General features: G+C 68.2%; 11 protein-coding genes, 1 tRNA gene and 1 riboswitch. Of the genes, 7 read left to right on the top strand and 5 right to left on the bottom strand.

Annotation, left to right across the window (positions count from 1 at the left end):
- Nucleotides 1–142: 142 nt before the first annotated feature.
- Nucleotides 143–835 (bottom strand): aggregation-promoting factor C-terminal-like domain-containing protein, encoded by a 693-nt coding sequence (locus LK10_RS21350; protein WP_231567723.1) that lies wholly within the window; start codon nt 833–835, stop codon nt 143–145.
- 4 nt (nt 836–839) lie between these two features.
- A riboswitch (cyclic di-AMP (ydaO/yuaA leader) is annotated at nt 840–1,039 on the bottom strand.
- Nucleotides 1,040–1,620: 581 nt separating this feature from the next.
- Here LK10_RS21350 and LK10_RS10670 point away from each other — a divergent pair.
- Nucleotides 1,621–2,433: a winged helix-turn-helix domain-containing protein gene (locus tag LK10_RS10670; protein ID WP_043123442.1), complete on the top strand. Its 813-nt coding sequence runs from the start codon at nt 1,621–1,623 to the stop codon at nt 2,431–2,433.
- A gap of 42 nt (nt 2,434–2,475) precedes the next feature.
- Entirely contained in the window at nt 2,476–3,030 is a 555-nt protein-coding gene (locus tag LK10_RS10665; RefSeq protein WP_043123441.1) for a SixA phosphatase family protein, read from the top strand.
- Here LK10_RS10665 and LK10_RS21880 read toward each other — a convergent pair.
- From LK10_RS21880 to LK10_RS10650, 3 genes are all read right to left on the bottom strand, one after another.
- Nucleotides 2,972–3,610 (bottom strand): hypothetical protein, encoded by a 639-nt coding sequence (locus tag LK10_RS21880; RefSeq protein WP_156144127.1) that lies wholly within the window; start codon nt 3,608–3,610, stop codon nt 2,972–2,974. The genes LK10_RS10665 and LK10_RS21880 overlap by 59 nt on opposite strands.
- Nucleotides 3,611–3,675: 65 nt before the next feature.
- Nucleotides 3,676–5,088, bottom strand: a complete 1,413-nt coding sequence (locus LK10_RS10655) for a dihydrolipoyl dehydrogenase family protein (protein ID WP_231567722.1) — start codon at nt 5,086–5,088, stop codon at nt 3,676–3,678.
- A gap of 275 nt (nt 5,089–5,363) precedes the next feature.
- The gene (locus LK10_RS10650) at nt 5,364–6,149 is read right to left on the bottom strand and encodes an IclR family transcriptional regulator (protein WP_043123436.1); all 786 of its coding nucleotides are present in this window, start codon (nt 6,147–6,149) and stop codon (nt 5,364–5,366) included.
- Nucleotides 6,150–6,313: 164 nt separating this feature from the next.
- On the opposite strand from LK10_RS10650, the gene LK10_RS10645 reads away from it, so the two are divergent.
- The 4 genes from LK10_RS10645 to LK10_RS10630 all read left to right on the top strand — a co-directional run bounded on the left by LK10_RS10645 (nt 6,314) and on the right by LK10_RS10630 (nt 10,415).
- Nucleotides 6,314–7,033 carry a CoA transferase subunit A gene (locus tag LK10_RS10645; protein ID WP_043123435.1) on the top strand — a complete coding sequence of 240 codons (720 nt, stop codon included), beginning with the start codon at nt 6,314–6,316 and terminating at the stop codon, nt 7,031–7,033.
- Between the two features lie 28 nt (nt 7,034–7,061).
- Nucleotides 7,062–7,748, top strand: coding sequence for a CoA transferase subunit B (locus LK10_RS10640; RefSeq protein WP_043123434.1), 687 nt, complete (start codon nt 7,062–7,064; stop codon nt 7,746–7,748).
- Nucleotides 7,745–8,947: an acetyl-CoA acetyltransferase gene (locus LK10_RS10635; protein ID WP_043123433.1), complete on the top strand. Its 1,203-nt coding sequence runs from the start codon at nt 7,745–7,747 to the stop codon at nt 8,945–8,947. The genes LK10_RS10640 and LK10_RS10635 overlap by 4 nt, the downstream gene beginning before the upstream one ends.
- 61 nt (nt 8,948–9,008) lie before the next feature.
- On the top strand, nt 9,009–10,415 hold the full coding sequence (locus LK10_RS10630) for an outer membrane protein assembly factor BamB family protein (RefSeq protein WP_081998451.1): 1,407 nt from the start codon (nt 9,009–9,011) through the stop codon (nt 10,413–10,415).
- A gap of 63 nt (nt 10,416–10,478) precedes the next feature.
- Here the strand turns inward: LK10_RS10630 and LK10_RS10625 are convergent.
- Nucleotides 10,479–10,552, bottom strand: a tRNA-Arg gene (locus LK10_RS10625).
- Nucleotides 10,553–10,820: 268 nt separating this feature from the next.
- On the opposite strand from LK10_RS10625, the gene LK10_RS10620 reads away from it, so the two are divergent.
- Complete coding sequence (locus LK10_RS10620; protein WP_043123432.1) at nt 10,821–12,644, top strand: phosphoenolpyruvate carboxykinase (GTP); 1,824 nt, start codon at nt 10,821–10,823, stop codon at nt 12,642–12,644.
- Nucleotides 12,645–13,128 lie beyond the last annotated feature (484 nt).

The raw sequence follows: 13,128 nt of genomic DNA, 5'->3' as shown, positions 1-13,128 counted from the left end.
AGACCTTCTTGCCAGAGAAGAACGACGGCGCCGCTCCCCATTGTGGGGAGCGGCGCCGTCGTCTGTGGTCGCTTCGGCTTGGGTCGCTTTGGCGCCCGACTAGCGGACTGGGTGGGGAGGCAGGCCGCGCTGCGGCCGCCGATCAGTACCAGCCGCTCGCGTAGTGGAACGTGAGGGCGTTCGCGGGGGAGCCGTAGCGGTCCTTGATGTAGCCGAGGCCCCAGTCGATCTGGGTGCGGTAGTTGGTCTGCCAGTCGCTGCCGGCGGAGGCCATCTTGTTGCCGGGGAGTGCCTGCGCGATGCCGTACGCGCCACTGCTCGAGTTCGTCGCGGTTGTGGTCCAGTCGGACTCGAGGTTCCACAGCGTGATGAGGGCCTGCATCTGGTCCTGGCCCCAGCCGTACTTGGCCAGCTGGGTCGAGGCGTATGCCTGGGCGCCCGTCGGGTCGTTGACGGGCTGCGTCTTGAGGAGCTCTGCCTGGGCTGCTGCAGCGGCGGCCTGAGCCTGCTGGTCGACCTGCGCCTTCGAGATCGAGGCCACCGATGAGCGGGCGAAGTCGAGCTTTGCGTCGGCGGTCGCGCTGATGGGGGCGGCAGCGGAGCCGTTGGCCTCGGTCGTGGTGCCCGCCGGCGTGATGTGGCCGGTGCTTGCAGCGGCGCCTCCGCCGACGGCAACGAGGCCGAGTGATGCGGCGACGACGGCGTTGCGGTACCGGCCGCCCGTTGCGGTGCCGAGTCCGGCGGTGATGCGGGCGAGACGGCTCGGCGGGGTCGCCGCACGATGCCGGCCGCGCTGGCGCGCAGGCGCGCCCATAGGCATGGTGATGCTGCTCACGCAAGAAACCTCTCGTTAGCGCCTGCGAAGTTAGCTGCCGGGTTCGGATGCGAGTCATCCGGCCGTACCTTGCGGTCTGGCTTCACCCCAGGCCCCGGCTCCCGTTTTGAGCACACGGCTCTCCACAGGCCTCCTCGGCCGATTGGTTCCTCCGTCTCTGCCTGTTTCAACCCTTGGGCTGCCGGCAGAGTTCGGCGGGCTGCACCCAAAGGAGCACGGGGTGTCCCGTGCACTCGCCCTACCCTACGGTACGGATCTCGTTCTGTCACATTTGGGTAACAGCGGATGCGCAAAGGGCTGCTGGCATCGGGGATAGCCTCCCGAGTGGGGGCGAGCTGTTTGAGGGGCGTTCGAATGGGAAGTGGTCAGACCCTGTCCGAATGGTGAGACGGCGTCAGTTTGGGGTGTAGGGGCTCTAGTCAGGGCTGTAGAACCGAACATTCTTCGGAGCAATCGGGAGTCGGCGAAGAATATGTGAAGATATCGGTTCACATATAGGATGCACCGAATGGTGAGTTCCATCACAATTCGGGTATCTGTCTCATATTCCGAGACAGAGACCCCATTGTTACTTGCCTGTAGCCTTTGTTACGGGGCACACTCACTGATGTGAACAAGAACTCAACGGCACCTGCAGCCTTCCGCTCCGGCCCACCCGCCGGCCGGACCATGTGCTGTTGTCGAATGCATAGCTGACTGCCCACCCCCGCACTTGGCTCTTCGCTCAACCTGTTCAGCATTCGAAGCCGCCCGCGTCGGCTAGTTACAAACGAGGTCAGCACTTCATGTCGGTTGCATCCGGATACGTCCACATCTCTGTCCGCAACGCCCAGCGCGCCCAGGCCGCTACGGGCCGTCAGTCCTTCGGCGCCCGCCCCACCGTCCAGCAGGAGCCGTATGGTGCAGCGCGGCCGCTGCGTCCCGTCGCGGACGACTACTCGCCGATGACGGCGCCGACTCCAGTCGTCGCGCCGGGCATCGAGCCCGTCCGCTCGGTCTCATCGGACACGGTGGCCCACGGCTTCGTCCTCTACGTGGGGATCTCCGAGGAGCAGGCGGCTGCCGCCGGCTCCTCGATCGCAAGGATCGCCCAGGAGATCCGCGCCTACGCCCAGAACCTCGTCCCCGGCGTCGAGAGCTACGCCGCCGTCGCCGTCGCCCCGTCAGGCGCTCAGGGGAGCCCGCTCGACGTCGTCCGCTCTACCTTCGGCGACCCGACCATCGGCAGCCGCCCCCGGCCCGAGCCGCGGGTGGCTCAGCAGAACGAGAGCCGTCCCAGCGGCGTCCTCATCGACCTCGCCCGCCGAGAAGTGCACCTCGACGGTGACTCCCTCAACCTCACCTTCAAGGAGTTCGAGCTCCTTAACTACCTCGTCGAGAACGGCACGCGCACCGTGAGCCGCGAAGAACTGCTCGAGAACCTCTGGAAGAACGCCGAGGAAGTCCCCAACGAGCGCACGATCGACGTCCACATCCGCCGCCTGCGCTCGAAGCTCGGTCGCCTGGCCAACACCGTGCGCACGGTCCGTGGGCAGGGGTACCGCTTCTACGAGCACCCCGAGGTCATCGTGTGGGCGGCCCCGGAGTACTCGATCTAGGGCCGTGCCCGGCGAGAGCGTCCGGACCTCTACGCTTGCTCCATGAGCAAGCACCACGTCCGGCGACTCGTTGTGCTGCGCCATGCGAAGGCCGCGTGGCCCGTGGGCGTCCCCGACGTCGACAGGCCCCTGGCCGAGCGCGGGCATGCGGACGCCCCCGAGGCGGGGAAATGGCTTCTCTCCCACAAGGTCGTGCCGGATTTCATCCTGTGTTCGGTCGCCCTGCGCACGCGGCAGACGTGCACGTGGGTGTGCGGCGCCCTCGGCGACCTTGCGCCCACGCCCAAGCTTGAAACGGGCCTCTACGCGGCGAGCGCTGCGCGGATGCTCGCCGTCGTCAACCATGTCCCGGACACGGTGACGACCCTGCTCGTCATCGCGCACATGCCGGGAGTGCAGGATCTCGTGCTGCGCCTCGCCGCACGCGACTCAGACCAGGATGCCTACTTGGACGCGGCGAACCACTTCCCGACCGCCGGGCTTGCGGTCCTCGAGACCGAGAAGCCGTGGGCAGAGCTTGACGGGCAGGACGCGCGGCTCACCGATTTCGCGGTGCCGAGGGCCGAGAGCCGGAAGCACGGGCACCACTCGCACTAGGCCGAGGCGCCGCCTGCTTTGGCGGGTTTGTGCGTGCGGCCGAAGGCCGTCCCTCTGAGGAACGCGAGCCTTGAGCCCGTCCCGTCGCGGCGCGCGGGCCAGTACCGCGCGAGCTTGTTGGCCCCGGCCGCGATCCGGCGCGCGACGACGGCCGGCGGCTCGCTCTTGCCGGCGCGGGCCGGCGCTGTGGCCATGCAGCGCCCGCGAGGAGGAGTACGAGGGTTGCTATGAAGGCGGCTACCGCAATGTAGAAGTAGGGGTCCGCGTCCCGGCTCGAGATGGTCGTTACTGCGTCGGGCGCGTCGTCCCACGCGACGCCGAGCACTCGCAGGAACGCGAGGGTGCAGCCGACCGTCGTCGCCGTCGTCGCTGCCGCCAACGCCGCGAGGACGTAGCGATTCATCCCCCGAACCGCGTAGAGCGCGGAGAGGACGAATGCGGCGATGGCCGCGAGGGTGAGGATCCCCATCCATTCTTCGAGGAACCAGGCCGTGATCCCTGTGATCACGGTCGCCGCGGCCGCGCACCACAGGGTGACGCGGGCGCTGCGGCGCAGGGGGAGGAATCGCGAAGGAGCCACGGGGCCAGTCTGTCATTGAGAACCACCACGGACCGCGAGCGCACGCGGTGTCCTCCGCGCCGAAGCTAGAGTCCGTAGGCCTCGAGGAAGCGCAGCCAGATCTCGCTGACGGTCGGGAAAGGCGGGATCGCGTGCCAGAGCCGCTCGAGGGGGACCTCGCCGACGACAGCGATCGTCGCGGACTGCAGGAGCTCGGCGACGTCCTGGCCGGCGAAGCACGCTCCGACGAGAGTCCTCCGGTCCTCGTCCACGAGGAACCTGGCCCAGCCTTCGTAGTCCTCCGCCAGCTGCCACGCTCCGGCCACGGAGATGGGGAGGTCGACGACGCGGACGCGGATGCCGTGCTCCCACGCCTCCTCCTCGCTGAGGCCGACCATTGCCAGTTCGGGGTCCGTGAAGACGACGCGGGGCACAGCGAGTTCGTCCGCCGTCCGGGCGTACCGGCTCCATCGCGCGGGCCGCTTCTCGAGCTCGCCCTTGGTCCTCGCGACAATCGCGTCGCCGGTGATCCGTGCCTGGTATTTCCCCTGATGCGTGAGCATCGCCCGGCCGGAACAGTCGCCGACCGCGTAGAGCCAGGAGTTGCCGAGCACGAGCCCGGTGTCGTCAACGCGGAGTGCGGTCGGCTCGATGCCGAACGCTGGCAGCCCGAGCCCGTCGAGCGCTGGCCGGCGACCGGTCGCCACGAGGAGCCTTGCTGCCTCGAGCGTACGGCCGTCTGGGAGCGCGACCCTCACGCCGCCGTCGTCCGTTGATTCGATGAGCTCCGGCGAGACGCCCTCGATGATCTCGACGCCGTCGGCGCGCAGCGCTCCCGCAACAAGCTCGCGGGCGTCCTCCGGGAACGCGCTGAGCAGGCTCCCGCGGGCGAGGACCGTGACGCGCGAACCGAGCCGCGCGAACGCCTGCGCAAGCTCCGAGCCCGCGACGCCCGCACCGAGGATGACGAGGCTTTCGGGCACCTCGCGGGCGCTCGTGGCGTCTGCGGTGGTCCAGTGCGGGGTGTGCTGGAGCCCGGGCACCTTGGGCGTGGAGGGCCGGGAGCCGGTGGCGAGAACGACGGCGTGGCGTGCCACGAGGTCGAAATGGTTGCCGTTGGCGTCGTCGACCGTGAGCCGTTTGGCGCCCGTGAGTCGTGCGCGGCCCCGGACGAGGGTGATGCCCGCGCCGTCGACCCACTCGACCTGCGACTCGTCGTCCCAATTGCTCACGGCGTCGTCGCGGTGCTTGAGCACGGCGGGAACGTCAAGGGTGCCCGTAACCGCTTCCCTTGACCCCGGGACGCGTTGGGCGGCGTGCAGCGCCGTTCCGGGGCGGAGAAGTGCTTTCGAGGGCTCGCACGCCCAGTACGAGCAGGCCCCACCCACGAGGTCGCTCTCTATGAGGGCCGCGCTCAGCCCGCCCTTGACCACGCGGTCCGCTGCGTTTTCGCCGGCCGCGCCGGCGCCGATCACGATGACGTCGTACTCGCTCTCCACCCCACAGATGCTACGGGACGGGCCGCGGGGACGGGTGGGCCCTGTCCAGGCTCGGGACGCCTACGCCAAGCACAGGGCAGCAGCTCGCCGCCCTCGCGCGTGCGGCATTGACAGGCTCTCCTCCACGGGAGAGGTTTGCCTCACTCAGGCCAGAATGGCCGGATCATCCTCAAGCCGCCCCTCCTCGGTGGCGGCAACGGCGGAATCGACTGGCCGCGAGTCTGAACGCCCTGCCACACCTGCCCTATGGGTGGTCGACGCCAGCATCTGTGGCGTCAGCGCTCCCGTGAGCCTTGCAGGCGGAGGCTGATCCTGTGCGCCTCTTCCATGAGGAGCTTGCCGAGGAGGCCGCGCCGTTCGGGGCGGAATCTCGGCTCGATCCCGGTGAACGAAACCGCCCCAACCGGGTTCCCGTTGCCGTCGAAGACCGCCGCTCCCATGCCGTAGCTCCCCTCGAGCACGAGTCCCGGGTTGACCGAGTAGCCGCGTAGCCGAGTCTGCTCGAGCTCCTGGCGGACGACGCGCTCGGTGTGGCCTTCGGCGAAGCGCCCGGCGTGCTCGCTCCAGCGGGCCAGATAGGACTCCTGCTCGGGGGCTGGCAGGAAGGCCATCATGGCAAGGCCCGCGGAGGCGACGCCGAGGGGGAACCGGACTCCTTCGCGCAGCACGAAGGAGCGGATGGGGAAGCTGCCCTCCTCCCGGAGGAGGCAGACGGTCTCGCTCCCTTGGCGGATGCTGTAGAAGGCGCTCTCGCCCGAGGCCTCCGCCAACCGCCGAATGCTCGGACGTGCGAGCTCCTCGAAAGAAAAGCGGGAGGCGGCAATGGACCCGAGGAGGTACAGCTCGGTGCCGAGGACCCAGTCGCCGGACTGGGGGTCGGTGTCCAGCAGGCCTTCGGCCGCGAGGGAGGCCAGGAGTCGGTGGGCTGTGGGCCGGGTGAGGCCAGCCTCGCGTGCGAGCCACGTGGTCGTGGCCCCTGCAGGGTTGCTGCCGACGAGGCGCAGGAGGCGACCGACCCTGCCGACTACTTGTGCGCCTGGAACCGCTGCCCGCTCGCTCACTCGAGTCCCCTTTGAGTCCTGTCCACAATATGGAGAAGCCTTCCGCCCCTGTCCATAGTATGCGTTCTCACCTCAGGGCTCTTGCTTATCCAGCTGGGAAGTTTCTACCTTCATTCAAGCAGCATCGGCGTCCACAAAGTGGTGTGTTTCGAGGGAGAACGCGAATGGGAAAGCTGAGAGAGGACATCTCCGAGGTGTTGGCGGAGGCGCTGGACGACGGCGCGATCCTCGCCGTCGGGGGCTTCGGGCTGAGCGGGATTCCTGTGGACCTGATAGAGGCCGTGCGGGAGACCGGAGCCAGGGACCTGACGGTGGTCTCTAACAACATGGGCATCGACGGAAAGGGCTTGGGGATCCTGCTCGAGTCCGGCCAGGTCCGCAAGGTGATCGCCTCGTACGTCGGGGAGAACAGGCTGTTCGCGCAGCAGTACCTCGCGGGCGAGCTCGAGGTCGAGTTCGTCCCGCAGGGCACCCTGGCGGAGCGGCTGCGCGCTGGCGGGGCCGGCATCCCGGCCTTCTACACACGTACGGGCGTCGGCACGGTGGTGGCGGAAGGCAAGCCGCACGAGGAGTTCGACGGGGAGCTGTACGTCCAGGAGCGGGGCATCGTCGCGGACGTGGCGCTAGTGCACGCCCACACGGCGGACGCCGAGGGGAACCTCGTCTACCGGTACACGGCCCGCAACTTCAATCCTGTCGTGGTGACGGCGGGGAAGGTGACGGTTGCCGAGGCCGAGGTGATCGTCGGCGTGGGCGAGATCGACCCGAATCACATCGTCACCCCGGGCGTGTTCGTCCAGCACCTCGTGCAGGCGCGCCGGCGGGTGAAGGACATCGAGCAGCGCACGGTCCGGCCGCGGCCGTTGGCCGCCGCCCAGAACTAGGCCGCCCAGAATTAGGAGGAGGACCACGATGTCGTGGACGAGGGATGAGATGGCCGCGATCGCAGCCGAGGAGCTGGCCGACGGGGACTACGTGAACCTGGGGATCGGTATCCCGACCCTGGTGGCGAACAACCTGCCCGAGGGTGTGCGGGTGACCTTGCAGAGCGAGAACGGCCTGCTCGGGATGGGCCCGTTCCCGTACGAGGGAGACGAGGACGCCGACCTGATCAACGCGGGCAAGCAGACGGTCACGGTCCTGCCGGGCGGGAGCATCTTCGATTCGAGCGATTCGTTCGCGATGATCCGCGGGGGCCACGTGAAGGTCGCGGTCCTGGGCGCGATGCAGGTCTCGGCCGAGGGCGATCTCGCGAACTGGCAGATCCCCGGGAAGATGGTCAAGGGCATGGGCGGCGCGATGGACCTCGTCGCGGGCACGCCGCGGATCGTCGTCCTTACGGAGCACGTCGCGAAGGACGGCTCGCCCAAGATCGTCCCCGAGTGCACGCTGCCGCTCACCGGCAAGGGGGTCGTGGACCGGATCGTGACGGACCTCGCGGTCTTCGACGTAACGGACGACGACGGCGCCCCGCACCTTGTGCTGCGCAGGCTCGCGCCCGGGGTGGGCCTCGACGAGGTGAGGGAGAAGACAGGGGCGCCGTTCGCCGTCGTCCTCGAAACCCAAGCAGCTGTTGATACGGAAGGGGTGCTCGCATGAGCCTCAGGGAGCAGTTCGGCAAGGACGTCCTCATCACGGGGTGGGGGCACAGCCGGTTCGGGAAGCTGACGGAGGAGACGCTCGAGTCCTTGATCCTGCAGGTCGCGGGGGAGGCGCTCGCACACGCGGGCCTCGAGCCGGGGGAGATCGACGAGGTCTACGTCGGGCAGTTCAACGCCGGGATGATGCCGCTCGCGTTCCCGTCCTCGCTCGCGCTCCAGCTCTCCCCGGACCTGCTGGGCGTTCCGGCGACGCGCGTGGAGAACGCGTGTGCCTCGGGGTCGGCGGCGGTGCAGCAGGGCGTGAAGGCACTGCTGGCCGGGACGGCCCGGAACGTGCTCGTGGTCGGGGCGGAGATGATGACGCCGGCGGGGGCGGAGAAGGTCGGCGCGGCTCTTCTGGGCGCTGACTACGACATGGCCGGGCAGGCGTCCTCGGCGGGGTTCACGGCGCTGTTCGCCGAGGTCGCCAAGCATTACGAGAAGCGCTACGGCCCGGTCGCTGGCATTTCTCTCTCCGACACCCTTGGGAGCATCGCGGCCAAGAACCACCGCAACGGGGTCGACAACCCGTATGCGCAGCTGCGCAAGGACCTCGGCGTCGAGTTCTGCCGCACCGGCTCGGACAAGAACCCCATGGTCGCGGACCCGCTGCGGCGCACGGACTGCTCGCCCGTCTCCGACGGGGCGGCCGCCGTCGTCCTTTCCCTCGCCCCGCGCTCGGGGGCCGCGACCTCGCCGGTGCGGCTCGCCGGGTTCGGGCACGCGAACGACTTCCTGCCCGCCGAGCGCCGCGACCCGACCGCGTTCGTCGGGACCCGGCTCTCGTGGGAGCGTGCCTTCGCGATGGCCGGGGTCGGGCTTGCGGACCTGGACTTCGCCGAGGTGCACGACTGCTTCACGATCGCCGAGCTCGTCATGTACGAGGCCATGGGCCTGACCCCGGCAGGGCAGGGCGCACGGGCGATCCAGGAGGGCTGGGTCTACAAGGACGGGCGCCTGCCAGTGAACGTCTCGGGCGGCCTCAAGGCCAAGGGCCATCCGGTCGGCGCGACCGGCGTTTCCCAGCACGTCATCGCCGCGATGCAGCTCACAGGGACCGCCGGAGCGATGCAGCTGGCCAACCCTCGGCGCGCGGCCGTGCAGAACATGGGCGGCGTCGGGATCGCCAACTACGTCAGCATCCTCGAAGCGGTCTAGGGGACTTGCCGCAGACGCCCGGGCCATTCTCGCCCGGGCCGTTCTGCGTCACTGTAGAGGGATGGAACGCAGCAAGGCGCGCAAGGCGGGCCAGGCGCTCACGGGCGCCCTGGCCGCCGTCGTGCTCGTACTGCTCGCGGCCTGCACTGCCGTGCCGCAACCGAGCCAGTCCGGTGCTCCGATCAGCCCCTTGACCCAGGCCCCCAGCGCGCCCCACCCGCTGCCGCTGCGGCCGGGTGACTGGCCCACCTACCACTTCGATGGAGCCCGGACCGGGGCCGCGCCGGACTTCTCTCGCTTGGGCGCGCTCCGGAATGCATGGTCGGCGCGGCTCGATGGAGCTGTCTACGGCGAGCCGCTCGTGGTCCACGGCCGGGTCATCGTCGCGACGGAATCGGACACCGTGTATGCGCTCGATCCCACGGACGGGCATGTCGTGTGGCAGCGAAACCTCGGGGCACCAGTACCCGGTACGGCCTTGCCCTGCGGCGACATCGACCCGCTCGGCATCACCGGGACACCTGTCTACGATCCCGCAACAGGCCTGGTCTTCGCTGTCGCGGAGCTGAGCGGAGGTCGCCACGAGCTCGTGGGCTTGAACGCGGCCGACGGCGCGCTAGCCGTCCGTCGCGAGATCGAGCCACCCAGCGGTGATCCCCTCGCGTACCAGCAGCGGGGCGCCCTCGCCCTCATGCAGGGCCGGGTCTACGTTGCCTTCGGAGGCCTCGACGGGGACTGCTCGGACTATGTCGGCACGGTGCTTTCGGTGGCGACGACGGGTACGGGGCCAATCGCTTCCTACTCGGTGCCCACTCCGCGGCTCGGCGGCATCTGGACCCCTGGCGGACTGGCCGTAGATGGATCCCGACTGCTCGTGGGCGTCGGCAACGGCGAATCGACCACAAGCTACGACGGCTCGGACTCTGTGCTCTCGCTCGACGCATCCCTGCACCGCACGGACTTCTTCGCCCCGAGCACGTGGGCGCAGGACAATGCAGACGACGCCGATCTCGGGTCGATGACGCCCGTCCGCCTCGGGCCGTACGTGTTCGCGGACGGCAAGAGCGGCATTGGCTACCTGCTCGATGCTGCCCACTTCGGGGGAAGCGGAGGCGCGCGCGCCCAGGCCACCGTTTGCTCTGCGTTCGGGGCCCCGGCTGTGGCCGGGATGACGGTTTACGTCCCGTGCGAGGACGGATTGCAGGAGGTGACGGTGAGCGAATCGGGCGGCATGGGCCTGGGCTGGCGGCTTTCCCTGCAGGCGGCCGGCTCGCCTGTGATCGGTGGCGGAGAGGTCTGGGTCATCGACTACGGGACAGGCGAGCTGTACGGCCTTGATCCCGGCAACGGTCATCTCCAGCAGAAGGTGCAGGTCGGTCCCGTGCCGCATTTCGTGACTCCGACGCTCTCAGGGGGCCGGATTTTCGTGGGGACGCTGGACGGCGTGACGGCCTTGGCAGGCTCGTAGGGCTTGGGCGAGGCGCAGCTTAAATGCGAACACCTCCGGCCAATGACCGGAGGTGTTCTTCTGTGCGCCCAGAGGGATTCGAACCCCCGGCCTTCTGTTCCGTAGACAGACGCTCTATCCAGCTGAGCTATGGGCGCATCTCGTTGGCCTTGGCGTTTTCCGCGCCGCGGCCTGAATAACTTTACGCGAAGACCATCGGACATCCAAATCGAAGCGGGAGGACACATAGGAGTAGACCGGTCTATGTGACCTTGATCACTTAAATTACCTTGTCTTGGCTGGAAAACCCCAAGATCTCGGGCTTTCGAGTGTTTAACTCTCGTTTCAAAGGCCTCACTCCCCCCGGTGGTACAGACCACCTTCCCTACCATTGAGGGACACACCACCCAGACGAAGGAGGAAGACATGGGCGCAACTCGTCTTCGGCTTCTCGAAGGAGCCCCTACCACCTACGAGCCCCTGCTGTCCTGGGTTGAGGAAGTCGCTGAACTGACTCAGCCCGACCGGATCCACTGGGTGGACGGTTCCGAAGCGGAATACCGCAAGCTGACCGACGAGCTGGTCGCCGCAGGAACGCTTACCCGGCTCAACCCCGATCTCTTCCCGAACTCCTTCGCTGCTTTCTCCGACCCCGCGGACGTCGCGCGCGTCGAGGAGCAGACGTTCATCTGCTCGCGCAACGAGCGCGACGCGGGCTTCACCAATAACTGGATGGAGCCGGCGGAGATGAAGACCAAGCTCAAAGGCCTTTTCTCCGGCTCAATGCGCGGCCGCACGATGTACGTCATCCCGTTCGTCATGGGCCACCTCGACGCTGAGGACCCGAAGTTCGGCGTCGAGATCAGCGACTCCGCCTACGTCGTCGCCTCGATGCGAATCATGGCCCGCATCGGCACGGACGTTCTCAAGAAGATCGAGCAGACGAACGCCTTCTTCGTTCCGGCGCTCCACTCGGTCGGCGCCCCGCTCGAGCCGGGCCAGGCCGACGTCCCGTGGCCGTGCAACCCTGAGAAGTGGATCGTGCACTTCCCGGAGGAGCGCTCGATTTGGTCGTACGGCTCGGGCTACGGGGGAAACGCCCTGCTCGGCAAGAAGTGCTACGCCCTCCGCATCGCCTCGGTCATGGCCCGGGACGAGGGCTGGCTGGCCGAGCACATGCTGATCCTCAAGCTCACGAGCCCCGAGAAGAAGGTCTACAACGTCGCCGCCGCGTTCCCGTCGGCCTGCGGCAAGACCAACCTCGCCCTCCTCGACCCGACGATCGAGGGCTGGAAGGTCGAGACCCTCGGTGACGACATCACCTGGATGCGTTTCGGCAAGGAAGGTGAGCTTCGCGCCGTCAACCCCGAGGCGGGCCTCTTCGGCGTCGCCCCCGGCACCGGCTGGGGCACGAACCCCAACGCGATGCGCGCCATCGCGAAGGGCAACAGCATCTTCACGAACGTCGCCCTGACGGACGACGGCGGCGTGTGGTGGGAGGGCATGACCGAGGAAGTCCCCGCGCACCTCACGGACTGGCGGGGCAACGATTGGACGCCCGAGGCCGACCGTCCCGCCGCCCACCCCAACTCCCGCTTCTGCACGCCGATCGACCAGATCGACATGCTCGCCCCCGAGTACTTCGCGCCGAATGGCGTCGAGGTCCACGCGATCCTTTTCGGCGGCCGGCGCAAGACGACGATCCCGCTCGTGACCCAGTCCCGTGACTGGGCGAACGGCATCTTCATGGGGGCCACGCTCTCCTCGGAGACGACGGCGGCCGCAGCTGGCGCCGTCGGCGTCGTGCGCCGCGATCCCATGGCGATGCTCCCCTTCATCGGCTACGACGCAGGCGACTACCTCAACCACTGGGTCCGGCTCTCGGGCAAGGGCAACCCGGCCCGGCTCCCGAAGATCTTCCTCGTGAACTGGTTCCGCCGTACTCGCGAGGGCGGCTTCGCGTGGCCCGGCTTCGGGGACAACTCGCGCGTCCTCAAGTGGGCGATCGAGCGGATCGAGGGTGCTGCCGACGCGGTCGAGACGCCGATCGGCTTCGTCCCGACGGCGGAGAGCCTCGACCTCGACGGGCTCGACATGACCCCGGAGCAGGTCGAGGAGGCCGTGCGCTTCGACGCCGATGAATGGCGCGACGAAGTCCCCGGCCTCGAGGAGTGGTTCGCCCGCTTCGGCGGCTCGCTTCCGCTGAGCCTCACCAACGAGCTCGAGGGCCTCAAGAAGCGCCTCGGCTGAAGACTTTTAGTGCGCAATGAGGCGCGCTAAAAGATCCGGCGAGCTGAACGGCGCCGGACACCCTAGGAGGGCCGCCCCGCTGCACACGGGGCGGCCCTCCCGCGTTTGTTGGTCACCTAGTGACGGTGGTGGCTCGTTTGTTGGTCACCTAGTGACGGTGGTGGCTCGTTTGTTGGTCACGCAGTGGCGGTGGTGGCTCGTTTGTTGGTCACGCAGTGGCGGTGGTGGCTCGTTTGTTGGTCACGTAGTGGCGGTGGTGGCTCGTTTGTTGGTCACGTAGTGACGGTGGGCACCGTCGGGAGGTGACGCTTGGACGGGTGGGCACCGTCGGGAGGTGACGCTTGGACGGGTGGGCACCGTCGGGAGGTGACGCTTGGACGGGTGGGCACCGTCGGGAGGTGACGCTTGGACGGGTGGGCACCGTCGGGAGGTGACGCTTGGACGGGTGGGCACCGTCGGGAGGTGACGCTTGGACGGGTGGGCA

This window comes from Sinomonas humi (genome assembly GCF_000802235.1).
GTDB classification, from domain to species: domain Bacteria; phylum Actinomycetota; class Actinomycetes; order Actinomycetales; family Micrococcaceae; genus Sinomonas; species Sinomonas humi.
This window is presented reverse-complemented; position numbering and strand designations above follow the sequence as displayed.

Bases quoted from the DNA above. Each gene is read 5' to 3' on its own strand.
- LK10_RS10645 (WP_043123435.1), top strand. From the start codon at position 6,314: ATGGGAAAGCTGAGAGAGGACATCTCCGAGGTGTTGGCGGAGGCGCTG.
- LK10_RS10665 (WP_043123441.1), top strand. From the start codon at position 2,476: ATGAGCAAGCACCACGTCCGGCGACTCGTTGTGCTGCGCCATGCGAAG.
- LK10_RS10635 (WP_043123433.1), top strand. From the start codon at position 7,745: ATGAGCCTCAGGGAGCAGTTCGGCAAGGACGTCCTCATCACGGGGTGG.
- LK10_RS10620 (WP_043123432.1), top strand. From the start codon at position 10,821: ATGGGCGCAACTCGTCTTCGGCTTCTCGAAGGAGCCCCTACCACCTAC.
- LK10_RS10640 (WP_043123434.1), top strand. From the start codon at position 7,062: ATGTCGTGGACGAGGGATGAGATGGCCGCGATCGCAGCCGAGGAGCTG.
- LK10_RS10630 (WP_081998451.1), top strand. From the start codon at position 9,009: ATGGAACGCAGCAAGGCGCGCAAGGCGGGCCAGGCGCTCACGGGCGCC.
- LK10_RS10670 (WP_043123442.1), top strand. From the start codon at position 1,621: ATGTCGGTTGCATCCGGATACGTCCACATCTCTGTCCGCAACGCCCAG.